This window comes from Methanoplanus limicola DSM 2279 (assembly GCF_000243255.1).
Lineage (GTDB): Archaea > Halobacteriota > Methanomicrobia > Methanomicrobiales > Methanomicrobiaceae > Methanoplanus > Methanoplanus limicola.
The window spans coordinates 1,802,390-1,826,770 of the sequence record NZ_CM001436.1; the positions used below are offsets into that span (position 1 = coordinate 1,802,390).

General features: G+C 41.1%; 33 protein-coding genes and 1 tRNA gene. 15 read left to right on the forward strand and 19 right to left on the reverse strand.

Translation table 11 applies throughout. The annotated features are described in order from the left end of the window. Positions 1–2: 2 nt before the first annotated feature. The 7 genes from METLIM_RS08665 to METLIM_RS08690 all read left to right on the forward strand — a co-directional run bounded on the left by METLIM_RS08665 (position 3) and on the right by METLIM_RS08690 (position 4,176). The gene (locus METLIM_RS08665) at positions 3–740 is read left to right on the forward strand and encodes a hypothetical protein (protein WP_157202268.1); all 738 of its coding nucleotides are present in this window, start codon (positions 3–5) and stop codon (positions 738–740) included. Between the two features lie 110 nt (positions 741–850). Then, positions 851–1,129, forward strand: a complete 279-nt coding sequence (locus METLIM_RS08670; protein WP_004077740.1) for a 50S ribosomal protein L44e — start codon at positions 851–853, stop codon at positions 1,127–1,129. 5 nt (positions 1,130–1,134) lie between these two features. Further along, the gene (locus METLIM_RS08675; RefSeq protein ID WP_004077741.1) at positions 1,135–1,323 is read left to right on the forward strand and encodes a 30S ribosomal protein S27e; all 189 of its coding nucleotides are present in this window, start codon (positions 1,135–1,137) and stop codon (positions 1,321–1,323) included. Between the two features lie 8 nt (positions 1,324–1,331). Further along, the gene (locus tag METLIM_RS08680; RefSeq protein WP_004077743.1) at positions 1,332–2,117 is read left to right on the forward strand and encodes a translation initiation factor IF-2 subunit alpha; all 786 of its coding nucleotides are present in this window, start codon (positions 1,332–1,334) and stop codon (positions 2,115–2,117) included. 13 nt (positions 2,118–2,130) lie between these two features. Next, a complete protein-coding gene (locus METLIM_RS16105) occupies positions 2,131–2,301 on the forward strand; it encodes an RNA-protein complex protein Nop10 (protein ID WP_004077745.1) in 171 nt (56 codons plus the stop codon). Continuing rightward, positions 2,282–3,034, forward strand: coding sequence for a proteasome assembly chaperone family protein (locus METLIM_RS08685; RefSeq protein ID WP_004077746.1), 753 nt, complete (start codon positions 2,282–2,284; stop codon positions 3,032–3,034). Before METLIM_RS16105 ends, METLIM_RS08685 begins: the two co-directional genes overlap by 20 nt. Positions 3,035–3,048: 14 nt before the next feature. Continuing rightward, on the forward strand, positions 3,049–4,176 hold the full coding sequence (locus METLIM_RS08690; protein ID WP_004077748.1) for a hypothetical protein: 1,128 nt from the start codon (positions 3,049–3,051) through the stop codon (positions 4,174–4,176). Positions 4,177–4,219: 43 nt separating this feature from the next. Here the strand turns inward: METLIM_RS08690 and METLIM_RS08695 are convergent, their stop codons facing one another. Both METLIM_RS08695 and METLIM_RS08700 read right to left on the reverse strand, forming a co-directional pair. After that, positions 4,220–4,411, reverse strand: a complete 192-nt coding sequence (locus tag METLIM_RS08695) for a hypothetical protein (protein WP_004077750.1) — start codon at positions 4,409–4,411, stop codon at positions 4,220–4,222. Positions 4,412–4,486: 75 nt separating this feature from the next. Next, positions 4,487–5,827: a cobyrinate a,c-diamide synthase gene (locus tag METLIM_RS08700; RefSeq protein ID WP_004077752.1), complete on the reverse strand. Its 1,341-nt coding sequence runs from the start codon at positions 5,825–5,827 to the stop codon at positions 4,487–4,489. A gap of 183 nt (positions 5,828–6,010) precedes the next feature. On the opposite strand from METLIM_RS08700, the gene METLIM_RS08705 reads away from it, so the two are divergent. The 4 genes from METLIM_RS08705 to METLIM_RS08720 are packed head-to-tail and all read left to right on the forward strand — an operon-like array spanning position 6,011 to position 9,024. After that, entirely contained in the window at positions 6,011–6,709 is a 699-nt protein-coding gene (locus tag METLIM_RS08705) for an energy-coupling factor ABC transporter permease (protein ID WP_004077754.1), read from the forward strand. Next, positions 6,706–7,017 (forward strand): energy-coupling factor ABC transporter substrate-binding protein, encoded by a 312-nt coding sequence (locus tag METLIM_RS08710; RefSeq protein ID WP_004077757.1) that lies wholly within the window; start codon positions 6,706–6,708, stop codon positions 7,015–7,017. Before METLIM_RS08705 ends, METLIM_RS08710 begins: the two co-directional genes overlap by 4 nt. A gap of 22 nt (positions 7,018–7,039) precedes the next feature. Next, positions 7,040–7,843: a cobalt ECF transporter T component CbiQ gene (gene cbiQ, locus METLIM_RS08715; RefSeq protein ID WP_004077759.1), complete on the forward strand. Its 804-nt coding sequence runs from the start codon at positions 7,040–7,042 to the stop codon at positions 7,841–7,843. Further along, complete coding sequence (locus METLIM_RS08720; protein ID WP_004077761.1) at positions 7,840–9,024, forward strand: energy-coupling factor ABC transporter ATP-binding protein; 1,185 nt, start codon at positions 7,840–7,842, stop codon at positions 9,022–9,024. Before cbiQ ends, METLIM_RS08720 begins: the two co-directional genes overlap by 4 nt. On the opposite strand, the gene METLIM_RS08725 is transcribed toward METLIM_RS08720, so the two are convergent. Genes METLIM_RS08725 through METLIM_RS08760 form a run of 8 tightly spaced genes read right to left on the reverse strand, consistent with a single transcriptional unit; the run spans position 9,006 to position 14,782 of the window. Then, positions 9,006–9,599: a cobalt-precorrin-7 (C(5))-methyltransferase gene (locus tag METLIM_RS08725; protein WP_004077763.1), complete on the reverse strand. Its 594-nt coding sequence runs from the start codon at positions 9,597–9,599 to the stop codon at positions 9,006–9,008. The genes METLIM_RS08720 and METLIM_RS08725 overlap by 19 nt on opposite strands. Continuing rightward, positions 9,596–10,657, reverse strand: a complete 1,062-nt coding sequence (locus tag METLIM_RS08730; RefSeq protein WP_004077764.1) for a cobalt-precorrin-5B (C(1))-methyltransferase — start codon at positions 10,655–10,657, stop codon at positions 9,596–9,598. Before METLIM_RS08730 ends, METLIM_RS08725 begins: the two co-directional genes overlap by 4 nt. Then, positions 10,629–11,270 carry a precorrin-8X methylmutase gene (locus METLIM_RS08735; RefSeq protein WP_157202269.1) on the reverse strand — a complete coding sequence of 214 codons (642 nt, stop codon included), beginning with the start codon at positions 11,268–11,270 and terminating at the stop codon, positions 10,629–10,631. The genes METLIM_RS08730 and METLIM_RS08735 overlap by 29 nt, the downstream gene beginning before the upstream one ends. Beyond that, entirely contained in the window at positions 11,248–12,024 is a 777-nt protein-coding gene (gene cobJ / locus METLIM_RS08740; RefSeq protein WP_004077768.1) for a precorrin-3B C(17)-methyltransferase, read from the reverse strand. The genes METLIM_RS08735 and cobJ overlap by 23 nt, the downstream gene beginning before the upstream one ends. Next, positions 12,008–12,883 (reverse strand): cobalt-precorrin 5A hydrolase, encoded by an 876-nt coding sequence (gene cbiG, locus METLIM_RS08745; protein ID WP_004077769.1) that lies wholly within the window; start codon positions 12,881–12,883, stop codon positions 12,008–12,010. Before cbiG ends, cobJ begins: the two co-directional genes overlap by 17 nt. Continuing rightward, entirely contained in the window at positions 12,880–13,596 is a 717-nt protein-coding gene (locus METLIM_RS08750) for a cobalt-precorrin-4/precorrin-4 C(11)-methyltransferase (protein WP_004077770.1), read from the reverse strand. The genes cbiG and METLIM_RS08750 overlap by 4 nt, the downstream gene beginning before the upstream one ends. Positions 13,597–13,617: 21 nt before the next feature. After that, the gene (locus tag METLIM_RS08755; RefSeq protein ID WP_004077771.1) at positions 13,618–14,253 is read right to left on the reverse strand and encodes a cobalt-factor II C(20)-methyltransferase; all 636 of its coding nucleotides are present in this window, start codon (positions 14,251–14,253) and stop codon (positions 13,618–13,620) included. A 1-nt stretch (position 14,254) separates the two neighbouring features. Continuing rightward, entirely contained in the window at positions 14,255–14,782 is a 528-nt protein-coding gene (locus METLIM_RS08760) for a bifunctional cobalt-precorrin-7 (C(5))-methyltransferase/cobalt-precorrin-6B (C(15))-methyltransferase (protein ID WP_004077772.1), read from the reverse strand. A 231-nt stretch (positions 14,783–15,013) separates the two neighbouring features. Here METLIM_RS08760 and METLIM_RS08765 point away from each other — a divergent pair, with 231 nt between their 5' ends. Together METLIM_RS08765 and METLIM_RS08770 are read left to right on the forward strand one after the other, a co-directional pair. Continuing rightward, positions 15,014–15,193 carry a 4Fe-4S binding protein gene (locus METLIM_RS08765; RefSeq protein WP_004077773.1) on the forward strand — a complete coding sequence of 60 codons (180 nt, stop codon included), beginning with the start codon at positions 15,014–15,016 and terminating at the stop codon, positions 15,191–15,193. Beyond that, positions 15,183–16,382 carry an NAD(P)/FAD-dependent oxidoreductase gene (locus METLIM_RS08770; protein ID WP_004077774.1) on the forward strand — a complete coding sequence of 400 codons (1,200 nt, stop codon included), beginning with the start codon at positions 15,183–15,185 and terminating at the stop codon, positions 16,380–16,382. The genes METLIM_RS08765 and METLIM_RS08770 overlap by 11 nt, the downstream gene beginning before the upstream one ends. A gap of 222 nt (positions 16,383–16,604) precedes the next feature. On the opposite strand, the gene METLIM_RS08775 is transcribed toward METLIM_RS08770, so the two are convergent. Next, entirely contained in the window at positions 16,605–17,291 is a 687-nt protein-coding gene (locus METLIM_RS08775; protein WP_004077775.1) for a potassium channel family protein, read from the reverse strand. Between the two features lie 58 nt (positions 17,292–17,349). Here METLIM_RS08775 and rnhB point away from each other — a divergent pair, with 58 nt between their 5' ends. Further along, positions 17,350–17,988, forward strand: a complete 639-nt coding sequence (gene rnhB / locus METLIM_RS08780) for a ribonuclease HII (protein ID WP_004077776.1) — start codon at positions 17,350–17,352, stop codon at positions 17,986–17,988. 17 nt (positions 17,989–18,005) lie between these two features. Here rnhB and METLIM_RS16610 read toward each other — a convergent pair whose 3' ends face one another. Continuing rightward, positions 18,006–18,152, reverse strand: a complete 147-nt coding sequence (locus METLIM_RS16610; RefSeq protein WP_004077777.1) for a hypothetical protein — start codon at positions 18,150–18,152, stop codon at positions 18,006–18,008. Positions 18,153–18,190: 38 nt separating this feature from the next. Here METLIM_RS16610 and METLIM_RS08785 point away from each other — a divergent pair, with 38 nt between their 5' ends. Then, positions 18,191–19,480, forward strand: coding sequence for a site-2 protease family protein (locus METLIM_RS08785; protein WP_217177964.1), 1,290 nt, complete (start codon positions 18,191–18,193; stop codon positions 19,478–19,480). Positions 19,481–19,547: 67 nt separating this feature from the next. Here the strand turns inward: METLIM_RS08785 and METLIM_RS08790 are convergent, their stop codons facing one another. The 7 genes from METLIM_RS08790 to METLIM_RS08820 all read right to left on the reverse strand — a co-directional run bounded on the left by METLIM_RS08790 (position 19,548) and on the right by METLIM_RS08820 (position 24,321). Then, positions 19,548–20,627: an SPFH domain-containing protein gene (locus tag METLIM_RS08790; protein ID WP_004077780.1), complete on the reverse strand. Its 1,080-nt coding sequence runs from the start codon at positions 20,625–20,627 to the stop codon at positions 19,548–19,550. A 2-nt stretch (positions 20,628–20,629) separates the two neighbouring features. Next, complete coding sequence (locus METLIM_RS08795) at positions 20,630–21,079, reverse strand: NfeD family protein (protein ID WP_245543517.1); 450 nt, start codon at positions 21,077–21,079, stop codon at positions 20,630–20,632. Between the two features lie 168 nt (positions 21,080–21,247). Beyond that, the gene (locus METLIM_RS08800) at positions 21,248–22,114 is read right to left on the reverse strand and encodes a damage-control phosphatase ARMT1 family protein (protein WP_004077783.1); all 867 of its coding nucleotides are present in this window, start codon (positions 22,112–22,114) and stop codon (positions 21,248–21,250) included. Positions 22,115–22,379: 265 nt separating this feature from the next. Beyond that, positions 22,380–22,454, reverse strand: a tRNA-Pro gene (locus tag METLIM_RS08805). A 68-nt stretch (positions 22,455–22,522) separates the two neighbouring features. After that, complete coding sequence (locus tag METLIM_RS08810; RefSeq protein ID WP_004077786.1) at positions 22,523–22,732, reverse strand: hypothetical protein; 210 nt, start codon at positions 22,730–22,732, stop codon at positions 22,523–22,525. Continuing rightward, the gene (gene minD, locus METLIM_RS08815) at positions 22,729–23,520 is read right to left on the reverse strand and encodes a cell division ATPase MinD (RefSeq protein ID WP_004077789.1); all 792 of its coding nucleotides are present in this window, start codon (positions 23,518–23,520) and stop codon (positions 22,729–22,731) included. Before minD ends, METLIM_RS08810 begins: the two co-directional genes overlap by 4 nt. 264 nt (positions 23,521–23,784) lie before the next feature. Then, positions 23,785–24,321 (reverse strand): hypothetical protein, encoded by a 537-nt coding sequence (locus tag METLIM_RS08820; RefSeq protein ID WP_004077791.1) that lies wholly within the window; start codon positions 24,319–24,321, stop codon positions 23,785–23,787. Positions 24,322–24,381 lie beyond the last annotated feature (60 nt).

The following is a 24,381-nucleotide window of genomic DNA, read 5'->3' on the forward strand; positions in this document are numbered from 1 at the left end:
GAATGATGTCTGGCATATGCAACATAGATCTGGATTATCTAAGACTCATAGTACTTGATGAGAGAGGGAGCGGAAAGTTATCTGAAATTCCGGATGACGTCTATAGCGAAGCGCTTGAATATCTCTCAGAACTTTACTCCGAAGCAAGTTCAATCGATCACTTTATGACTGAGCGCGGAAGTGAACTGCTGAATGAGATCGAGAGCGTTCAGGCCACTCTGCAGGATATTACAAATCAGAGAATAAGAAAAATAATTAAACTCGCTGAAATTCAGGCAGACTGCGGCAAAACCGATAAAGAAGAACTCAAAAGGATGCTGCCTCCTGAAGAGGAGATGTATGACAAAATTCTTCTGGCCATTGGAGAATGCCGTAAAAAATTTACAGAACCTGAATTTCTGAGAACAACTAAGAAAAGCGCGGCAGTAAATCAACAGATTACAGCCCGCGTGGATGAGGAGATATTATCTGAAGATTATATATCCGACATTATCCCACATATTGACGATATATTGATAAAAGAAGCCGAAAATGAACCCAAATCAGAATTCTCCCGCCCGGAAAAAAGTGGCGGAATTGAATATGAACCGATTTATATCATTGAAAATATTGATTCTTTTATGGGCATTGACGGCAGGATATATAATCTTTCAGCAGAAGATATTGTTACACTTCCCAGAATAAATGCCGATGTTCTGTATAATCGCAACATAGCCTTAAATATAGGCATTGGTAAATGATAATGGGATTTAACAGGTAAATCAAATATCTGATATACGTCTGTAATTGCCGCCTCAATGCTCCAATAATTGTGGCGGCTTATTTCCAAAGAACAGGGGCCTGATATTTTATGAAAATGCCAGTAAAATTCAAAACATATTGTCCGTACTGCAGAACCCACGAGGTTCATGAAGTAGAGAAAGTAAAGAAAGGCCGCGATCTACATTTACACTGGATCGACAGGCAGAAAGCACGCAGAAGTAAAGTAGGAAATATGGGTAAATTCTCAAAAGTGCCCGGTGGAGACAAACCTACAAAGAGAATCAATGTAAGATACCGCTGCACAAAATGCAGTAAAGCGCACCTTCGCGCTGGTGTCAAAGCAGGAAAATTCGAGCTTACGGAGTGATTTAGATGGTTCGTGTAAACAGAGAAAACAGATCAAAATTTTATACAGTGAAATGCCCGGACTGCGAAAATGAGCAGAAGATATTCCAGAGGGCAAGCTCAGTCGTGGACTGTGTTGTCTGCGGAAAGGTTCTTGCAGAGCCTAAGGGCGGAAATGCGGATATAAAGGCAGAGATTATTGCCGAACACGAGTAATATTAACTATGTACGAGAGAGAATGGCCGGACGAAGGTGAACTTGTAGTATGCACTGTTACAAATGTGAAGGATTTTGTCTCATTTGTTTCACTTGATGAATACGATGACCGTGAAGGTCTGATACCTATTGCTGAGGTTGCACGGGGATGGATTAAGCACATACGTGATTATGTCCGTGAAGGGCAGAAGGTTGTGTGCAAGGTTCTCCATGTGAACAAAAGCCGCGGGCACATAGATCTCTCTCTGAAAGATGTTAACGATCATCAGCGCAAGGAAAAGATCCATGAGTGGAAGAATGAACAGAAGGCAGAGAAATGGATCGGTTTTATAGCCGAGAAATCCGGTGTCCCTGCTGAAGAGATTATCTCAAAATTCTTCCCGGAATATGGCGCACTTTTTCCGCCTTTTGAGGATGTGCTGATTGATGAGGAAAAGACACTTTCAAAGCTTAAACTTGATGAAAGTGTTGCAAAGGCTTTTGTTGAAGTTGCAAATGAAAATGTAAAACTTCCTAAAGTTACTATCTCCGGCACTCTGATTCTGACATCTGACAAGCCTGACGGTGTTAATATAATCAGAAGGGCTCTCAGAAGTGCACAGCCAAAGATCGAAGGAGTTGAGCTTGAGCTTGTGTACGTCGGTGCCCCGAAATACCGTGTAAAGGTAACTGCACCGGATTATAAATCCGCTGAAAATGCAATCAACAAGGTTGCAAAAGCAGCGATCGGTGTCATGGAGCGGGCAGAAGGTGAAGGTAAATTCATCAGAAAGCAGCGCTCCGCTAAAAACTGATTAGACAGTTTAAATGACCAGACACATAAGATGCTGTCCTAAGGACAGCAGGTATTCTCTTTCCTTTGTCTGTCCTGTTTGTGGTGGCAGTACTGTTATTGCACATCCTCCGCGTTTCTCACCTCAGGACAGATATGGAAAATACAGGAGGGAGGTTAAAAGAAATGAAGGATATAACTATTGATTTTTTTGAGGAGAATCCAGAAGACAACAGATGCGATATAATGATCGAAGGTCTTCCGGGTGTGGGGCAGGTTGGAAAACTTGTAGCAGAGCACCTGATCGAAGAGCTGGGTGCAGAAAAGGTAGCTGAGATCCAGTCTGTTTTCTTCCCTCCACAGGTTATAATTGATGAAACCGGCGTAGCGCATATGCCAAACAACGAAATTTTCAGATATTCCGGAAAAGATTTAAATATTCTCTTTCTGACTGGAGATTTTCAGAGCAGTTCACCTGAAGGGCATTATCTTATGACTGATGCTTATCTGGATATAGCTGAGAAGTATGGTGTTAAAAGAATATACACCCTTGGCGGATATGGTGTAGGGCACCTCATCGATGAGATTAGGGTTTTGGCTGCAGTTAACAGCGATACTCTGAAGGATGAAGTTGAGAAAGCCGGCGCAGTATTTGCAAAGGAAGAACCTGGGGGAGGAATAATCGGTGCATCAGGTCTTCTTTTAGGACTTGGTGTCAGAAGAGAGATCGAAGGAATCTGCCTTATGGGAGAGACCTCCGGATATCTCGTTGACCCGAAAAGCTCAGCCAGCGTTCTTGAAGTTCTTTCAAAATTAACCGGAATAGAAGTTGATCCAACAAAACTTGTAGAACGGGCAGATGAGATGGAAGTCTTTGTTGAACGCTTAAAAGCAATGGATCAGCAGAAATCTGATGAAGAACTGAGTTATATCGGTTAAAGAGGATCATTTAAATGATTCTTAATGCCGATTTTCATATTCATTCTCTTTTTTCAATGGCGGCTTCAAAAGATATGAGGCCACAAAAACTTCTTGACTCATGCGTTATTAAAGGCATTGATGTAATCGGAAGCGGCGATGCTATACACCCAAAGTGGCGGCAGATGTGGGATGATCCGGATATCAATTATCATGGCGTAACTATAATTCCAACAGCAGAAGTTGAGGGAAAAGGAAAGGTGCACCATCTGATCCTGATGAAGGATTTCGATACTGCGGAAAATATTTATTCTGAGATGACTCCGTTCAGCAGAAATATCAGTACCGGAGGGAGACCTCATGTAGCCCTGACGGGTGAAAGGATTGCTGAGATAGTTCACAATAACGGAGGATATATTGGCCCAGCACATGCCTTTACCCCGTGGACAGGAATGTATGGCAAATTTGAGAGTATTACTGAGTGCTACGGCAGTGAGGTGGTGGATTTTCTTGAGCTTGGACTTTCGGCCGATACTTCATATGCCGCCGGAATCGAAGAACTTAAGGAGATTCCATTTCTTTCCAATTCAGATGCACACAGTCCGGCAGTAAACAAAATTGCAAGGGAATTCAACAGAATCAAAGTCAGCAGTAATTCAGTAAAAGATATCATTTCAGCAGTTCTCAATAACAGAATCGTTCTCAACGCCGGTTTTTTTCCTGAGGAAGGTAAATACAACCGTACAGCATGTACACGATGTTTCAGACAGTTCAGTGCCCTAAAAGCAGAAAGCTTCAACTGGAAATGTCCGGACGATGGCGGTGCAATAAAGAGAGGTGTTCATGACCGGGCAAAATATCTCTCAAAAGAGGGATTTACAACCAAAAGGCCCGATTATGTACACATTATCCCACTTGGTGAAATAATAAAAAATGTACTCAAAACCTCTTCTCCCAATACGAAGGGCTGCCTGAAACTTTATGCTGAATTCATCCGTGAATTTGACAACGAGATAAATGTCCTTTTAAATGTAGATCCCTGTGAGCTGTCAGAATTAAATGCAGAGGTTGGTCTTGCAGTAGAGAAGTTCAGGAGTAATGAGATCATTCTTCATCCGGGGGGCGGAGGAATGTACGGAAATTTTGAGATACCTTACAGATAAAAGATATATTGAAGAGATTTAAGATAATAATCAATCTGATTTTTTATTCAGAATTATTATTCCCGGCGCTTTCAGCGATCTGACCGGATATCTGTTTTCTGATCTCCCTGATTTCATCCAGGGCGGCATCCCTTCTTTTAAAGTCGCCTCTTTCATGTGCTGAAGCAGCAATATCTGTAAGTTGTATGAGGAGGGAAAAAGTATCTTTATCCTCAAGTAGTTTCCTGGAAAACATCTTTTTTATGAGTTTTGTTTTCTCTAGGATATATATATTGGGTAAACCACAAAATTATTCATATTTCAAAAAATATCATCTTTCAGAATATTTTACTGCATTATTAACGAAGGCCTCTGCAAATCTGTCTGAAAAATATGCATGGGTATATCCCCCTATTGTATTTCCGGAATATAACCCATCCCTTCCGTCTTCAATTCCCTTCCCGCGTGAAAGTTTCATGGCAAATTTTGCGTCATAATCACAGATCATTTTTGTATAATGAAATTCATGTCCTTTTATTGAAATTCCGGATGGCAAAGGGGAACCTTCTGCTCTGTATACTGCCTCAACATATCCAAGTGCCTGAAACCTGTTCATTTTTACTGTATCCGAAGGGAGTATTCCACACATTTCTGATTTTCTGCCCTCGTAATCAATGCTGCGGGAGAGATATATCAGCCCGCCACACTCTGCATAAATCGGCATACCGTCATCAGCATGTTTTTTTATCATAGTTCGGCACTTTGATTTTTCGAGTCTTTCCATATTGATCTCAGGGTAACCACCGCCGAAATAGAGCGCATCAACTGCAGGCACATCATCTTCCATCGGGCTGAAAAAGATAATTTCTGCTCCGTATTTTTCAAGCATGTCCAGATTGTCCTTATAATAAAAATTAAAGGCACTGTCATATGCAACCCCAATTCTGGTCTTATTTACTGCACCTAAGAAGCCGGAAGAGACATTAACATTTTCCCTCCTGTCTGCACCCTTTGCAATTTCGATAATTCTCTCAAGATTAGTATTTTCTTCAATTATCCCGGTAAATGCTGCCGGAGATTCTTCAGGTAATGTTTCATGAGCCATCTTAAGGCCAAGATGGCGGCTGTTGAGTGATTTTTCTCTCTCCCATGGAATCCACCCTAACGCCTCCCTCTGAAGTGACGCGCTGATCATTGACCTGTGCCTTTCACTGCCCGTACGGTTGAAGATTACACCTTCAATTCTGACACTTCTGTCAAATTCTGTAAATCCGAGAACTGAAGCGTTTGCACTTCTGGAAGATCCTTTGGCATCAACAATAAGAATTATCGGCGCACCAAGTATCTTTGCAACATGGGCGGTACTTCCGGCATCTGTTCCTTCAAGGCCGTCATACAGACCCATGACACCTTCAATAACTGAGATATCAGCATCCTTTGATGCATAATCAAACGTTCTTAAAACGCCATCCTCACCCATCATAAAAGGGTCGAGATTTCTCGATACGCGCCCGCATATTTCAGTATGATGTGTAGGATCTATAAAATCAGGACCAACTTTAAAAGGCTGAACCTTAAGCCCTCTTTTTGTCAGTGCAGACATAATTGCCGATGAAATAGTCGTTTTCCCGCACCCGCTGTGTGTTCCTGCAATTATTATTGTTGGTGTCATCTCTGGTAATCATATTATTTTTTTGTCATATATATTATGATACTAAGATATTATGATGTCACAACAGCAAACCTAAATAAAATTTATCTAAATAAACTAAATTTAAATGGAATTAGGACGAACTTATGAATGCACATATGTGCCTTATCATAACGATCATATTTATTGGAGGACATAAATAACATGCATATTATGGAAGGCTTCCTGCCCGGTCCATGGTGGCAGATATGGTGGATTCTTCTTCTGCCATGTCTTTTCTATGGAATGTACAGACTGAAAAATATACTTAACGAAAACCGGGAACTGCTGCCCCTTCTCGGTGTGGCAGGCGGTTTTATATTTGTACTGTCAGCACTGAAACTTCCTTCTGTTACCGGGAGCTGTTCACACCCAACAGGTACCGCACTTTCGGCTGTGACATTCGGACCATGGATAACATGTGTCATTGGTGTAATAGTGCTGCTTTTTCAGTCACTGTTTCTTGCGCATGGGGGCCTTACAACACTTGGTGCAAACGCGATGTCAATGGCGGTAATAGGACCATTTGCCGGCTATATTGTATATAAAGCGCTTGATAAGATAAATTTCAATTTCTTTGCAGCCATCTTCATTGCAGCATTTCTCTGTGATCTTGTCACATACTGTATTACAGCACTTCAACTTGCTCTTGCATTCCCTTCAACATCAGGTGGATTTGTCGGGTCATATATAGCATTCCTTGGAGTATTTGCATTGACGCAGGTTCCGCTTGCAATAGTTGAAGGCCTTGTATTTGTAGTTATCTTCAAGTACATAATCATGCTTAAACCTGAACTGCTTTTAAATCTGAAAGTACTTTCAGAAGATAAAATGAAGAAAATTCAGGGAGGACTTGAAGAATGAGATATAAATTTGAAGCAATTGCTGCAATTGGAATAATTATATTTATTGGGATATTCCTTTATACAGATACTCTTGTTCAGGCATCCGGAGAAGAGGGCTGGGGCGGCACTGACGGTATAGGTTCAGAGATGGTTGAGGCACAGGGTTATGAACCATGGATAGATAACTCAGATTACACCTTTACACCCCCTTCAGGTGAGATTGAATCATGCCTCTTTGCTCTTCAGGCAGTAATTGGCGGATTACTGATAGGCTGGATCTTTGGGTCCTGGTATACAGAAAGAAAGCTTAAAAAGAATCCAAATTAAACTTTTTAACAAACGTGAATCAATGTATCATGAACTTTTGGAAGATATTGCACAGAATAACAGATTAATTCATATAAATCCGGTTATAAAACTGATCCTCGGTATTGGCTGTATTATTATATCTGTTTCATCGCAGAGTTTTGTAACGCCCCTTTTTATTGCCCTGACACTCAGCACAGCAATAGTAATGATTGCCGGAATTGATCTGAAATTATATCTGAAACTTCTTCTTATTCCACTTGGATTTGCGTTTCTGAGTGTTCTGGTGATAATTTTTATCAGAAACAGCGGAGAAGTTATTTTAAATATTCAGCCAATTTCATGGCTTACGCTGAATGTCACAACCGGAAGTCTTAATGAGGGATTCCTGATACTTTCAAGAGTTTTTGGAGGAACATGTTCACTGTACTTTATATCACTCACAACTCCTGCAACTGAACTTTTTTCACTTGGAAGAAGATGCAGAATCCCGGATTTTTTAATAGATCTATCAATGCTCATATACAGATTTATCTTTGTATTCATTGAACAGGCATATCAGATAAAAAATGCTCAGCTGATGAGACTTGGCTACAGCAGGAGAAATGAAGCTATTAATTCATTTGGAATGATGGCAGGCGCTCTATTTATCAACACATGGGAATCAGGTGAAAATCTGGTCAGGGCGATGGAATGCAGATGCTATGATGGAAAATTCGCAACACTAAATGATCCTGATGTTTTCTCTGTGAAAGCTTTTATTCTGGTTCTGATTTATCTCTCTGCAACAGTAATTATTATGAATATAACTTCAGATTCCACACTTTTTGGGAGTTTACCGTTATGAAGGCAATAATTGAAATTAAAGATGTGTCATATAAATACCCAAACAGCTCCTATGCTCTTGAAAATGTCAGCCTCACCGTATATTCGGGTGAAAAAATAGCAATTGTCGGTTCAAACGGTGCAGGCAAGTCAACACTGCTTCTGATGTTAAACGGAATTTTAAGACCGCAATCCGGAGAGATATTATTTAACAGTGAGAATATCTCATACAAACGTTCTTCACTTCGTGAATTAAGAAAGAAGGTTGGATTTGTATTCCAGAACCCGGACAACCAGATAATTGCCCCAACGGTCTATCAGGATGTCGCCTTTGGTCCTGTAAATCTTGGATATGATAAAGACAGAGTAAAAACCTACGTAAACCATGCACTTGGGTATACAGGACTTCTGGGTTTTGAGAGAAGGCCACCACACCATCTCAGCGGCGGAGAGAAAAAGAAAGTGGCTATGGCCGGAATTCTTGCAATGGAACCTGATGTTTTTGTATTTGATGAACCTACAAGTGCTCTGGATCCTGCTTCATCTGAGGACATCATGGAACTGTTATCTGAGCTTAACGGACATGGTAAGACGATTATTATCTCAACTCATGATGTTGAACTTGCGTACCCGTGGGCTGACAGAATAGTTCTGATGAATAAAGGTAAAATTATCTCTGAAGGGAAACCCGGAGAAATATTCACAAACCGGGCCGACTTAAAGAGCGCTTCACTCTCAATGCCGGTTCTTATGGATCTATATGAATGTCTCTGTGAAAGAGGACTCACATTTACAGGCAATCCACCAAGATCTGTTCTTGAAATGGTGAAAAAAATTGAAACTTTTAACCAGGGACCCATTCAGCGTGATGAAGATATGGGAAAGATATATATTTTAAATGCTGAATCCCCTGCAATTGATTCACTTCAGGAGTTAATGAAGAGATATTCAGCACAATCCCTTGGTGCAATGGGTACAAAGGCTAAAATCTGCCTGGAAAATAAGAACTTAAGTCCCGATTTTACATATGGCGTTATTGACAAATGTCTTTTAAAGGCTATGAACAGCGGGAACAGTATAATTGTTACTGTTCCGGTAATGATAAAGAGAATTGGAGAAAGAGTACAGGACTTTAACTCAGAATCGGGCCATAATATTGAAATTATTGAGATTCAGGAGAACTGTCAGACTAAAACCGGATAATCTCCGGCAATCACTACAAAAAGACCGGATTTATTTTTAGGAGGACTTTGCACAGTTCCGGTGGCAATTCTTTCATCAGGATAACCAAGATTTTCACATACCGATATGGCACATACGATTTTCTCATCATTCAGATATTCCGCAAATTTTATTGTATCAAATTCAGGATCAGCAATCATAAATGAGATATGACCGTTTTTTATATCTGCGGCAGACTGCTGAATTGCAGAGAGATGATCTTTCCCATGTGCATTTGATACTGCAACTTTTGAGAGCGGAATTTTTAATCTGGCAAATGCGTAACTCATGGATGAAATTCCGGGCACAACCACTCCTTTAAGATAACCAAGCCCTGCAAGCATTGGATCGCCTGTTGAGAGCACAATGGCATCTTCCGGAAGTTTACTCAAAGATTTGTAATCCGTAATTTCAACTACCTCTGTTTTCTCATCTATGAACTCAAGGCAGCACTCAATAGCACGCTTTGAGCCATATATCAGGGTTGCACCCATTATTTTATTTCTGGCCTCTTCTGTCAGCATCCCGGGCCCGCATCCTGCCCCGACAATAATCATAATCCTGTTTCTCCTTTTGTTTTAAATCTTTCAGAATCGATCTCAATATCACCATTTCTGTTAATTATAACAACCCTTACTTCATTATGACCTTTAATATAGCGGGATATTGACTTCTCCGCACGGATTTTCCATTCAGGATCAGACGTCATCTCTTCAACTGTAAGGTACGGAGTGCCTGAGAGAATATCCGGGTCAATGAATTTAAGAATAAGGGCAGGAAGGCCACAGAGAATTATATCGCCTTTTGCTACCGATATAGCCCTTTCCATATATTTACCAACAAGAACTGTTTCATAATCCGGAAAGAGCATTCTTGAAAAACGAAGACCAATTCTTCCTGTTGTGATAACAACCCCGTCAGCACACATAATTCTGTCAAAAACAGATTCAGAGAGATGATCATCCCAGGGTTCGACAAATCCTGTTGAACCGAGAACTGATATACCTCCTTCTACCCCTACTTTCGGGTTAAGTGTCTTTCTGCCAGTTTCTTCACCTTTAGGAATGGAGAGGTTAACTGTCACATTCGGAATATCTGTCTCGTAAAGAGCCTCGTTTATAGCATCCAGAATTGTTTTCATAGAACTATTACTGATAGCAGGAGTGCCCTTTTGATATCGTGGTGTATCTCTTGAAAACCGTCCTATCCCCTCTCCGGCAATAAATTCAGTTCCTTCCCGATTTTCTGTTGCTTTGGCAATGAAAAGGATACCTGAAGTTATGTCATCCTTATAATCACCGGAGTATTTGGCCGACCTTCCGGTACCGGATTTTCCGGAAGCCTTTACATCCACCCGGATTCCGGATGCAGTTCTGATATTGACAAAATCAATGCCGCTTTTTTTTAAGGACAGGACGGCGGCCTTGCATGCCGCAGCAGCAGTGCTTCCGGTTGTAAAGCCCCTCATCAGAATATTCCCGTCTGATGTAAGCACTGCAAGACCATCTGTTACCAGCCTGAGATCTTCAGTACTGCTGCACTTCCCGGACCATTCTTCCGGGTAGAAAAAATCCGAGACAGGATCCCTAATCCTCTTTTCTGTTTCTTTCGGCATACATTGTGATTATCTCATTCATGACTGCAACTGCCGGCGGTGTGCCACCCCTTGTCCCCCTGTTTGATACTGAAGGGACATCGAGAGTCCTTAACAGTTCTTTTGATTCAGCGGCATTTACAAACCCCACAGGACTTCCTATGACCAGAGCCGGAACAACCCCCTCCCTGATCATATCACAGACTGTAAGGAGGGCAGAGGGTGCATTTCCAATTACAATTACTGAACCCTCAATTTTTTGCCTGAGTGCAAGGAAACCCGCAGAACTTCTTGTTATCCCAAGCTCCTTTGATATTCCGTCACCATAATCCAGCGCACATAAAACTTCGCTGCCATGCTCTTTTTTCCTGATGCCGGTCTGAACCATTCTGATATCAGTGATTATTGGCACTTCTTTTTCAAGTGCTCTAAGTCCTGCATCTACGGGATTGTTCTTAAACGCAGTCAGATCTGCCATGACAAAGTCACCAACCGAAATTGCACATCTCTGACGAATTCTGTCCTCCGGGGTTCTGTCGCCAACTACCTGCCTTGCAAGCCTTCTGCTGGTCAGGGAGATATTATAACCCTCTTTTGTATCCGCACCCGGATCAATATACATATTTTCTGTCATAACCTCTTGGCGTGACAATTCCTCTGATATTTTCATCATCTCCTATAAATTCTGATTCCTCACCGCCGATTATTACAACCGAGCGCATATCCACAAACTCATCATCCTCAAAAAGTTCTGAGAGTTTGTAATATCTGATCTCTTCCCCGCTGCGGTGCGAGTTTTTGACAACCGCAACAGGAGTGTCCTTATTCTTATATTTCAAAGCCTTTTCCAGTGCAATTGCAAGATTGTGAGGTCTTCCATTGCTCTTGGGATTGTACAGGACAACCGGAACACCCATCTGAAATGCAAGGTCAAGCCTTTTTTCAATGATTTCAATGGGAGTTAACAGGTCTGAGAGAGATACTGTGGCATAATCTCCGGAGAGTGGAGAACCTGTCTTTGATGCTGCGGCGGTTGCTGCCGTAACACCAGGTATAACCTCATATTCAACCCCGGAATTATCTCTTTTGATAATCTCGATGACAATTCCCGCCATACCGTATATTCCGGGATCACCTCCGCTTATCATTGCAACTTTCTTTGTCTCTGCAAGTTCGATGCACCTCCGCGCTCTCTCAACTTCTTTACCCATTGAGCTGTAAATGACCTCTTTATCTCCAATGAGCGGTTTTATCAGATCAAGATAAAAATCATTCCCTATGATTATCTCCGATTCCATGATAGCATCTGATGCACGCTTTATCATGAAATCAGTGTCACCAGGCCCTATACCTATTATGAAAAGTTTTCCTTTATTCAATGACTGCAATTGTAACTCTCCCGAATATCTGTTTTTTTAGAATAATTTTTTTGCTCTTTGAAAGTGAGAGTGCTGAAGGTTCTGCAACTCCCTTAAGCCCTACTTTATCATATGCCCTTGAATCTGACTCAGGACATTCATCGTTGATCTCTTCATCAGAAACAAAGACAAGATTGCCTGAGAGAGTCCGGACGGCTTCAGTAAGCCCCGCTTCATCTCTCTTCAGAACAGTTGTTGAATATGCCAGGACATCCTTCTTATCAATCCCGGCAATATTCAGGGCCTTCCTTATAGCACTGATTACTTCATCTGCACTTACGCCCCTTCTGCACCCAATCCCGACAATATACCTGCCTGTACTAAGAAGAACTGATACCTCAGGGGAAACAACTGCCATTGCCGGTTCATTTAAGAGATAGCAGGGGACATTGCCATCGAGTATCTCCGCATTCACCCTCCTCGTAGAATCCTTATTGAGAATTTCAAGATTATTCCTCCGTGCATAGTTCTCAACAGAATCACGATTCATACTCTCTGTGGCCGTTGTGATTACAGGTTCAATACCAAGGCCGGTAAGCATCTTTGCGATCTCATTTCCGCCATGGTGCCCGCCCGTAACCGGAACGGCATATTTCATATCCGGACTTACAACGACAACAGGTGGGTCGGTCCATTTGTCATTTAGCAGCGGTGCAATATTTCTTACCGCAATTCCGGCAGACATCACCGCAATGATACCTTCATAACAGTCAAATGCCTCTTTGAAAGCATCTTTTGAATAACCGGCAACATCGCCGTCAATGGCTCTGCTTATTATCTCTGCACTTTCCCTGAATCTGTCAAGTGAGATAACTATGTATTTTTTCATCCGTAAAGGTGTGAATTGATGTATTCTGAATTGCAGGCTTTAACGACATCACCGATAATAATCAGTGAAGTTCTCTCTATACCCTCTGCCCTTGCCTTTTCAGCGATATCCGCGACAGTTCCCTTAACCACAATCTGGTCCGGCCAGGTTGCCCTGTAAACAACTGCTGCGGGTGTTTCCGGCGGACACCTGACCCTCGACAGTATATCCTCCATATGCTCTGTACCAAGGAATATGACCATAGTCTCACCAAGTGCAGACATCTCTGCAATCTTGTCTTTATCAAGGGTATTTCCTGCCGGACGGGTGATAATTACAGATTCAGACACTCCTCTTAAGGTAAGCTGAGTCTCAAGTGCTGCCGCGGCGCCAAACATTGAAGATACACCCGGCACCCTCTCAGCATCAACGCCTTTAGCCTTAAGGAGTGCACACTGCTCAACAATTGCACCATACAGAGCAGGATCTCCGGAATGCAGCCTGACTACTGTTTTACCCTCAATTGCAGCTTTTGCCATAATCTCAGTCATCTCTTCAAGCTTCATGCCCCAGCTGTCATATTTTTCCTCCGCAGGGCAGTTCTTTACCAGTTCCGGATTAACAAGCGACCCGGCATAAACTAAAAGATCTGCCTTATCAAGGAGATCCTTTCCTTTAACGGTTATAAGGCCAGGATCACCACATCCGGCACCGACAATGTATATTTTAGGCATAATGATCAGTTGTTATCTTCTTTATCCGGACCTCTTTTCGGCCGGATTATTTTTCCGGGCAAAAAGAATACTGAAATACGGACTTTCATCGGGAATATCACCATTTCTGAAAATATTCTGCTCATTCATAAATATCTTCTCTGCAAGAATAAACTCGTTATATCCTTCAGCCTTAAGTTTAACAGACATATCTTTTGGTTTTCTTACCTTAAGCATTAACTTAGAATTGATCTCTGACCCGTCTGAGATCTCGACTCCGCCGTTAATAGCTATGCCTGTGGCTGATGCAAAAGCTGTAATTGAACTTATACCCGGAACGGTATCAAAAGAGATTTTTGGATGGGTCTTTTTCAGTACTGAACATAGCCGGCCAAATGTCCCGTAAAAATTGGGATCACCAAGTATGCAGAATACTGCAAGACCTTCTTCAGCAACAGGAGCAATTATTTCTGTATTTTCATGGATACACCTGCTGATGTAATCCTCATCATCGGTCATAGGAAAAGAAAGCACTGTTACGTCTTTTCTGTATGGTGAGATGATCTCCTTTGCAACTTTACCGGGTACAAATACCGCATCAGCTTTTTTAATCAGGTTTACTGCTTTTATAGTCAGCAACTCCGGATCTCCGGGACCTATTCCGACTGCAACAAGCATTTTACTTGTTCACACTCCCTGAAATTATGTAAACCGGATTTATAGGCTTAAACATTATTCCGGCGGCAATATCACAGGATTTAGTAACCTGAACATATACTGCCTCTTCAAATATATCAAGTTCTTTCATCTTATTAACAGTTTTACTGACCGTCTCAAGCATAACAGCATTAACAACAATTCTGCGCTGCACAATTTCATTAAGTCTGTCAAGAACTGCCTCAATGTTAACCGAACCTCCAAGGAAGGCGCAGTCAAGATAATCAATCTCCAGAAGAGTTTTTCCTGCTTCACCTTTTATGAGACAGATATTTTCCGCTGAGGATTCTTCAATTTCCCGTCCGGCATACCTTATTGCTTCTTCTCTCTTATCAATTGCAATAACTTTTTTACACATTTTAGAGGCTTCAATTGATATTTTGCCGGTTCCGCATCCAATGTCTGCAAAAATATCATCCTTCAAAAGTCCGAGCTTCTGCATGGATATAGCCATTATCTCATCCTGAGTCGGACCACCGGTAAGTTTCATGTCAGAAATAACTTTAATTTTTCTTATGTAAATTAATGCTTAATTTATTTTCACGATATTCTGCTTAAGCAGTATCATTTATGAGTACCCGCACAGGTAAAAATCAGGCAGTTTTTTGCCGTGACTTCATTAAATTTTGATAATTCTGAGTTAATCAGTATATAAAGAAATCTCTTTTTTTCAAATTCGTGTCGTAAAGGTTAAAGAGCGTATCTGCTCAATATATACAGAATGATCAAAGTAAGAAGAGAGGTCTGTGGATATTGCGGTGCCTGTGTTTCTGTCTGCCCAAAAGGAGCACTCGAACTTGTTGATGCTTACCTTTCAGTTGATTATGATAACTGCAAAAATTGCAATATTTGTGTGAAAGTCTGCCCCCTTGGCGCTCTGGAGGTGGCCGATGAAGAGTGAATATGATGTTTTAATAATCGGAGGAGGTCCCGGTGGCGCCCTTGCTGCAAAAACTGCCGCAGAAAAGGGTCTTTCCGTAGCCCTTGCCGAAAAACGCCCTGCAATTGGTGCCCCTGTGAGGTGCGCAGAGGGAATAGGCGAGGATTTAATCTGCGAATTTTTTGATGAAATTGATCCTAAATGGATCTCTGCAAAGATAGAAGGAGCAAAACTCATTGCACCAGATGGATCATATTTCTACTTAAATCCGGAAATGGCCGGCAATGAAGTGGGATTTGTTCTTGACAGGAAATTTTTTGACCGGGATCTTATCTGGCAGGCAGTACATGCCGGCGCAGAGATATTTGTAAAGGCAAGGGCCGTTGGTGCTATTGTTGAAAATGGCGTTGTATGCGGTGCAAAAATAGAGTACAATGGCGAGGTTCGGGAAGTCAGAGCAAAGATTACAATTGCCGCTGACGGAGTAGAATCAAAATTCACACGCTGGTGCGGAATTGATACGACAGTGCCTCTGCGCGAAATGGAAACCTGCGCACAGTATCTGATGACTGATATTAACATCGAACCCAATATTACTGTATTTCATGTCGGAAGAGAGATCGCACCAGAAGGATATCTGTGGATCTTTCCAAAAGGGCACCGCTCTGCAAATGTAGGTATTGGTATTTCCGGCACGCAGTCAGGAGACGGGCAGCGCGCAAAGGATTATCTCGACAGATATGTCAGTGAAAACTTCCCCGAAGGAAAGATTATTGAACAGATCGCAGGAGGAGTTTCAGTCTGTGAACCTCTGGAATGTACTGTGTCTGACGGTCTGATGATCATTGGGGACGCTGCAAGGATAAGCGATCCTATGACAGGCGGCGGGATCTACAATGCGATGTATACCGGACGTCTGGCAGCTGAAGTTGCTTCAAAGTGTATTGAATCAGGCGACCTTTCAAAAGAGGCACTCATGGAATATGATTCTGTGTGGCGCGATTCAAAGATGGGCAGGGCACTTGAACGTAATTATCAGATGAAAGAGATATTTGTAAAATTGACCGATAAACAGCTTAATGCAATTCTTACTTCGGTAAAAAATCTTAAAATGGCAGATTTTTCCACACTTTCACTTGTTAAAGAAATTGTGAAGTTAAATCCCAAACTTATCAAGGACCTTACCGGCCTTAAAAAATATTTTGAATAATTTTTATTCTAATATACCATTTTAATTATAGGAGTTAATCAGCCAGCATTTTTTATTTTCACTTCAGACACAGATAAAAATCAGGATAATTAAATTCAAAACACTGTGATTATTAAAAATAAATATATGTCAGTTGATGAAACAGCAGACATACAGTTAATTCTGCCCGCCCACAGAGATATTATCAGATATGTGATTTATAGATTTAGACGATAATATTGTTCATTTCCTTCCGGCAGGCTTTTTATTTGGTGCTTTAAGCTGCTTGTTCAGAATTTTTAGACATTCTTCTTCTGCTTCCTTCTTCGAAAAAACTATGATATTATCATTTGGCCTGATTCTTACGCTTCCGTTTGGAATTATTATATCCTTACCCTGCCTGATGATTGCAATAAAAACAAAATCCTTAACGTTTAATTCTTTAATTTCATGGTTAACAAACGGAGCATCTTTATCTACTGCAATCTCAAAGATTATCCCTCCGGGAATTGCGGCCAGCTGCTCCATGTTTGGATTTTCTGACCAGTAATAAAGCCGATTCGCAACAAGTTCGTCAGGATTTTCGCTTATTCTTACACCAACTTCCTTAAAGAGTTCTGAATGCTCTATCTGGTTAACTATAGATACAAGATTTTTAACATTGAATCTCTTTGCAAGCCAGCATGTCATCAGATTAACTGCATCGTCACTGGTCGTTGTAACAAGGGCATCTGCCCTGTCTATACCTGCATCCTCAAGAATAGATTTATCTGTTGAATTGCCCGTTATTGCAAGGACATCATAGTGTTCAAGTATCTCATTGCATCTTTCCTCATCCTTATCAATAACGACAACACTGTCACCGTGCTGTGCAGCTACTGCTGCAAGGCTTCTTCCTATTCCGCCAAGACCAATCACTATGATATACATCAGGATAACGTATCAAACAAGGCTATAGATATAATTTATGAATTACCATAACTAAGTAGTGATCTGCGGCATCGATGAAGCGGGAAAAGGTTCAGTTATCGGCCCGATGGTAATTGGCGGAATAAGCGGCGTAAAATTATCAGACTTTGAAGAGAGAGGTTTTGCAGACTCAAAAAAACTTTCTCCAAAGAGAAGGGAGAGCCTTTATGGGGAGCTGACAAGAGAATTTAAAACTTCAGTAATTGTTATCTCAGCGCCGGATATTGATCAGAAAAGAGAAACAATGTCAATGAACGATATCGTAGCGCACGGACATGCCTCAGTAATTAAGCAGCTATCTGCCGGCACTGCTTATGTAGACGCCTGTGATGTCAATGAGGCAAGGTACGGAAATAAGATAGCTGATCTTCTGGACAATAAAGTAACAGTATATTCAAAACATAAAGCAGACAATATTTATCCGGTTGTTGCCGCAGCCTCGATAGTCGCCAAGGTAACAAGGGACAGACTGATAAAAGAATTATCTGAAGTTTACGGGACAATAGGCAGTGGTTATCCGTCAGACCCTGTTACGATCTCATATCTGGAGGGTTATATCCGGGAAAACAAAGAAGCACCGGATATTGCAAGAAAAAGCTGGAAGACAGTCTCTAACATTATCGAACGGGGAAAACAAAGAAGTATTTTTGAATTTTAAGCACAGAATATATAAACTCAGACAATATATCCGGCAGAATTAATAACTGCGAAGATGGTATAGAAGTATTCACAGGAGGTGCAGTCACTGTCATATATTGCCTCAATATGTAACTTCATCATAAAATTATTTGATGTAAAATCTGTTCTCTTAAGAACTTTCATCAGCTATAGAATTCAAACCATTGTAGATGAATTTGCTATTGATTGCAGTTTTTTTGGTTGCACTATACTTTTTAATAGCGGGTTATATTAAGAAAAATAATCTCTGGGAAGATCATATCAGATTTTATGGACCAATACTTGCTCTGAAGACCGACAATGTTGGTTTTTTTGATAAATTCCTGCCATACTCAAGATTTCTGAAACTATACGGTACTGCGGGTGCGGTAATGGTAGTCATCGTATCCCTGCTGTTTTCAGTGCTGATGATCTTTTCATTCCAGAAGACGCTCGCCTCCCCGCCTGCGCCTACAGGGATTTATGAACCGCAGAATATTCTTGCAATTCCTGGAATAAATGAATTTCTTCCCCTGAGTTTTGCAGTAATTATAGCCTTTATTGTAACTCTCGTAGTCCATGAGTTTGGGCATGGAATACTTGCAAGAATTGAAGGTATGCGGGTTGAAAGTACCGGAGTATTGTTTTTTGTAATTCCTATTGGTGCTTTTGTTGAACCATGTGAAGAAGATGTTGAAAAAGCCAGCGGCAGGTCAAGAATAAGGATGTTTGGTGCAGGGATAACCAATAATCTCGTAGTTGCACTTATTGCATTTCTGCTCCTGGCACTCTTCATGGGCATGGCACACCCGGTTGATGCACCGTATGTGAAGGCTGTTTATGCCGGTTATCCTGCCGATGATTCGGGTCTTTTGCCCAACTCACTGATAATATCTGTAAATGACATTGATGTCACTTCAAGAGAGGATGTTACATCTATAATGTCGGGCACAAAACCCGGAGATACTGTTTCAGTTACATCAGTTCATGAAGGAATGACCAGTACAAATAATCTGAAACTTACAGAATGGCCGGAGGAATACGGAGATAAAAATTCAGGTTTCATGGGAGTCTCTTATTACGATTCTTCCAGAGCAAAAGAACTGTCGGATAAATATATCAGATCTCCCTTAGGGCCGCTTTTACTCGTATATGTGCCGATAAATGCCGTAATTGACGGTGACAGTCTCGGACTTGGCATACTTGCATTTGATTCACCCGACACAGTTGCATGGAGCGAACCTTTCTACGGCTACTGGCAGTTAATTCAGATATTATTCTGGCTTTTCTGGTTTAATTTTGCAGTGGCAACATTCAACGCCCTGCCGCTGATTCCTCTGGATGGCGGATATATTATGCAGGAAGGTGTTAAAAACTTTTTTGCAGCCAGAAACAAGGAGAGATATGCGGACTATATCGTATCGGGGATAAGCTGGCTCATGATATTTATCATAGTGTCGCTGATTATGATACCATATATTGCTTCGTTTTAAGACGGAATAATTGCTGAATTCAGCAAAAACTCACAAATTTTCTATATTAATTACTGTTAAAAAAGTGTTATTTTTCATCCAGATCTTTGATGTCCTTTACACTGACATCACTTAGATCTTCGATTTTGTTCTCAATTCTCTGTACAGTCTTTGCGGCATCCTCAACATCCTCATCCCCGGCCATACTTCCAAGGATTGATTCGTCAAGGCTGACATTTTTCCAGTCCTCATCTTTCAGCTCTTCATCCTCGGCGCCGAGAAACTTCGCGCTCTGTTTAATAAGACTTGAAATCTCAAACGGAAATATGATCTTGGTGGCCTGACCGTCTGACATCTGCTTTAAGGCATCAAGGGAAAGGACAGTTATTGCCTTTTTGTCAAGCGGCCGCGAACCAAGCGCAAGAATTCTTAGTCCCTGCGCCTCACCCTGTGCCTGGAGTATTCTTGATTTGCGGTCACCTTCGGCCCGCAGAATTTTACTCTGCCTGTCACCTTCCGCCTCCAGTATCATCGACTGCCTCTTTCCTTCGGCAGAGAGAATTGCAGACCTCTTCTCACCGTCTGCACGCAGGATTGCAGCTCTCCTCTCCCTTTCTGCTGCTGTCTGCTCCGTCATCGCCTGTTTTACCGCGCCGACAGGATCAACTTCCCTTATCTCCACCCTCTCAACCTTGACACCCCACTGGTCAGTCTCCCTGTCAAGAGAGTCGCGCAGGCGGTTGTTGATGAGATCCCTGTTATAAAGGACCTCATCAAGTTCGAGATCCCCTATTATACCTCTTAAGCTTGTCTGTGCCAGTGCGAGGGTTGCCATCCGGTAATTTGACACCTCAAAATAAGATTTTTCAGGGTCAACCACTCTCGTATATACAATTGCATCCACATTGGTGGGTGAATTATCCTTTGTAATCACTTCCTGCTGTGGTACATCCATCACCTGCGTTCTAAGGTCAATCTTTACAATTTCCGTGATGAATGGTATGACCCACCGAAATCCCGGATTTAGCCTGCCTATATACTGCCCCAGACGAATCTGGAGGGCCTGTTCGTACGGCTGAACGATTACAACGCCCTTTGCAAATATAAGAACAATTGCAAGAACGAGAATTATTGTCAGAAATATATTGTCTAAACCAATAAGAGCCATATTTAAATCTCCTCAACGGTCACATGCACTCCTTCCGAATGAATGACTTTGACCTTCTTTCCGGCAGGAATACTCCTACCTTGCGTTGTTGCACTCCAGTCAACATTTTCTATTGTAACTTTTCCGGATATTGAATCAGCACTGATCTCCTTTGTAGCAATTCCGGTCTTTCCAATCAGTGAATCTTTACTGGCAGTAAACGGGGACCTGCTGTCAGTAGCAATTCTGCTGTATATCATCACCGAAATTCCGGCAGACAGGAGAGCAACAATTATCCCGATCACAATAATCAGAGATGTGTCAAATAGTTCAGGAAACAGAAGTGAGATGATTCCGATTATTATCAGGGTTGTTCCGGGCACTGCGATGAAAAATCCCGGATTAAAAGCCTCAATAAGCAGCATGAGGACACCGATTACTATCAGAATCCATCCAATGGCAATTATATCCATTACCATGATGAAGAAAGAATAGTTCCCTATTATATATAAGGTTTAATCAGACATTACTGAAAAAAATGTCAGGTTATTTATTTTTCCCGGAAAATAACAGCTCCATGAACTCCTATGAAATAATAACTGTTTCATTCATCATCTGTGAACCGGCTGGCTCATAGGGGACTATTTAACAAGCATCGCAATGCGTGAACCCTTATCAACACCGATATCTTCTGCAATCGGCTGGCATTTGACCATCATAAGATATAGAACTGGCGGAAGTTTTTCTGTCTTTTTATGTTCACTTAAGGATTCATAATTTGCCATTCCCTTAGAGATTATGAGGGTTGCATCATCTATTGCAGCTTTAACATCCTGCGGCAGTATATCCAGGTTAACTCCGAGTTCTGCTATATCTTTAGTATTTGTGAGTAATCTGTCTGAAATTTTATCAAGTCCGATACTTAGGGCATCTTCCATTGTAGCATCGTTTATTATTGGACTACCCCTTACCACAACTGTGATGTATGAACCGTTATTTTTAAGATATTCTATAAGATATCGGTCAAAAACTATCTCCCCACAGTTATCACAGAGATAAACAATTTTGCTGCATAAACCGGATGCTTCATTTGTATCGTCTATTGAAAGACCTTTCCTGAATTCTTCCATGAAGAAAGAACTGAAATCATCTGAAACTTTGTGCTCCACCGAACCGTGATCAAGGGTATTTGCAATGATTGTTCCAAGGCAGATGTCCCGGAAACCTGATAATCTCCCCTTTACATCTTCAAGAACATTTAAAGCAGTGTTATTGTCTTCAGATTTTATTTCCCTGTAAGGGTCACTGTCAGATATGCACTCACAGACAAGCCTGTGAATCATGCTGGAGATCTGTGGTGACGGATTATCGTCATTAATATGTTCTAACAGCAGATTCTCACATTTATCTGCAGTTTCTTCGATAAGTCTGTCATCATCTGTTGAAAGTCTGCATTCATATTCAACTCTTCCAAGAAGGCAGTTAAAACAGGTTTTATTCATCTTCATATTTATTTCACAACCGTCCGGTACCAATAAAACTTGAACCCGCAGCAGAATAGTATATTCGGTTTTAAAAAATAGTTATCGGGTTTTTTATTCAGAATCTGTACAGTGATTCGATATAACTTTCAAAAGGATTGTTGCAATGATATTCGGTCATTTTTTTCACCGGAATATCATTTGTATCGCCAGGCAATAATATTATTTGACAACAATAAATCATTATAATTATTGATCATCATAATTGAAAAATATAAATTTTATAAAAATATGGGGCCACCGCGATTCGAACGCGGGTCAGAAGACCCCCAGTCTCCTAGGATGGTCCAGGCTACCCTATGGCCCCGGTGCAAAATGCTATTTCATATTGTCAGTGCCAACTTAATTAACTTCTCTTTTGTCTCCGGAGGTTCTTCAGATCTTTAATTTTTTAAATTCTTCAACATTTTTTGTCAGTTCCTCAAGTTCTGTACATGTAACATTCATTGTACTGCTGAGATCATCAACCTCTGTCAACAACTGTCCAATCCTCCTCTGCATCAGATAAATCAGAACCAAAAGAAAAATAATTACAATCCCGAACAGTATTATCAGCCCGGATTCAATCCCAAAAAACATACTCATTTTTTACCGCCTTTAACTAATGTTTTTGCAAGTCTGTCAATAAATTTATCTCCGGAAATCTCGGATTTAGTTTCCGGATATTCTTTCCCGGCAATCTTTGCAGCAATTCTACCTATCTCTTTTGAAGCAGATGAATCGGGGTACTTAATAACAATCGGTGTTTTATAAGCTGCTGCTCTTCGAACGTTTGGATCTTCAGGTATCAGACCAATAACTTTTACGCCAAGCACTTCTTCAATTTTGTGAACGCTTACTTCGGTATTTTCAAGTGTTGCCCTGTTCAGTATAGCCCCCATTACATGACCACCAATCAATTCAGTCAGAATCTTTGTTTTTAAGGCATCGACCATTGATGACAGTTCAGGGTTTACAACAAGAATAACTTCATCTGCAATAGCCAGAGGAATTACACCATCTCTGCTTATACCTGCCGGTGCATCAATAATCAGATACTCACAGTGGTTTACTATCTCACTCATTACATCCCTTAGATGCTCAGGATCCGCATCCTGAAAACCTTTAAGCGATATTCCGCTCGGAACAACTTTTACACCCAGTGGCCCGTCATAAACAGCCTCTGAGACAGGCGCTTTTCCGGCAAGAACTTCATGAAGGGTTACAGGTACATTTTCAAGTCCAAGAAGAATTGCCAGGTTTGCCATCCCCATATCTGCATCCATTATGTACGTCTCTTTCCCATAGGAGGCAATAATTGTACCAAGGTTAACCGTTAGAGTTGTTTTTCCCGTTCCGCCTTTTCCGGAAGCAATAGTATAGGTTTTGACCATGTTATTCTCTGTTTTAAGTTACAAATCCGAATCGGTATTCCGGATAACTAATTTTACCGGAGTTTATATTTAAAGATCCTTTTCTCTGTAATTATAGTTAATTGATTCTTATTTGTGCACAATCTGAAATAAAATTTCTTCAGGACGGGCAATATATCATATTGAATCCTGATTTGGAACTGAATGAAACAGACAGATTCTCTCATATCCGGTAAAATATTCATCCGCAGAAAAACCCCATATGAGCAGGTGTTCCATCGCAGATCAGTCATTTTTTTCATTCAGGATTTCGCCAGCTAAATCTTCCATTTCACGTCTGAATTTTTCTTTCATTTTAACTATTGAAGCGCTGTCAAGTCTGGAAAGTTCCTCTTCAAAAAGTGAATCAGGATCATAAGTTATTTTTTTCGGATTATATTCGGAAGAATCCTTTGTTTCTTCAGCCATAAATCCTATATCTTTAGTTTTAACTAATAGTGCACTTTCAGCATCGGCTGAATTTTCTTTTTCTGAACCATTCCGGGAATACAATCTGGTCTCCCTCGCCAGAGGATTAATTTCAGTAATCTTCCTGATGAGAGAACTGTCTCTTAAGCCGATAAATTCAGATGGAATTTCGTCATCTGTGGATTCAGCCCCTGCATCGCGGCACAGACCCTCATCTTCAGTCAGTATGAGTATCAGGTCGTCTGTTTTTATCAGGCATTTTCCGGTGAAATTTATCATTTTCAGAATTTCAAGAATCCTGACTAAATCTGTATTGTATATACAGGCTTTCAGAGTATTCTTATCATCATTCATAAATCACCCGATAAAACTATTACCGCAAAGTAAATTATATTTCCCGGTTACCATATATGA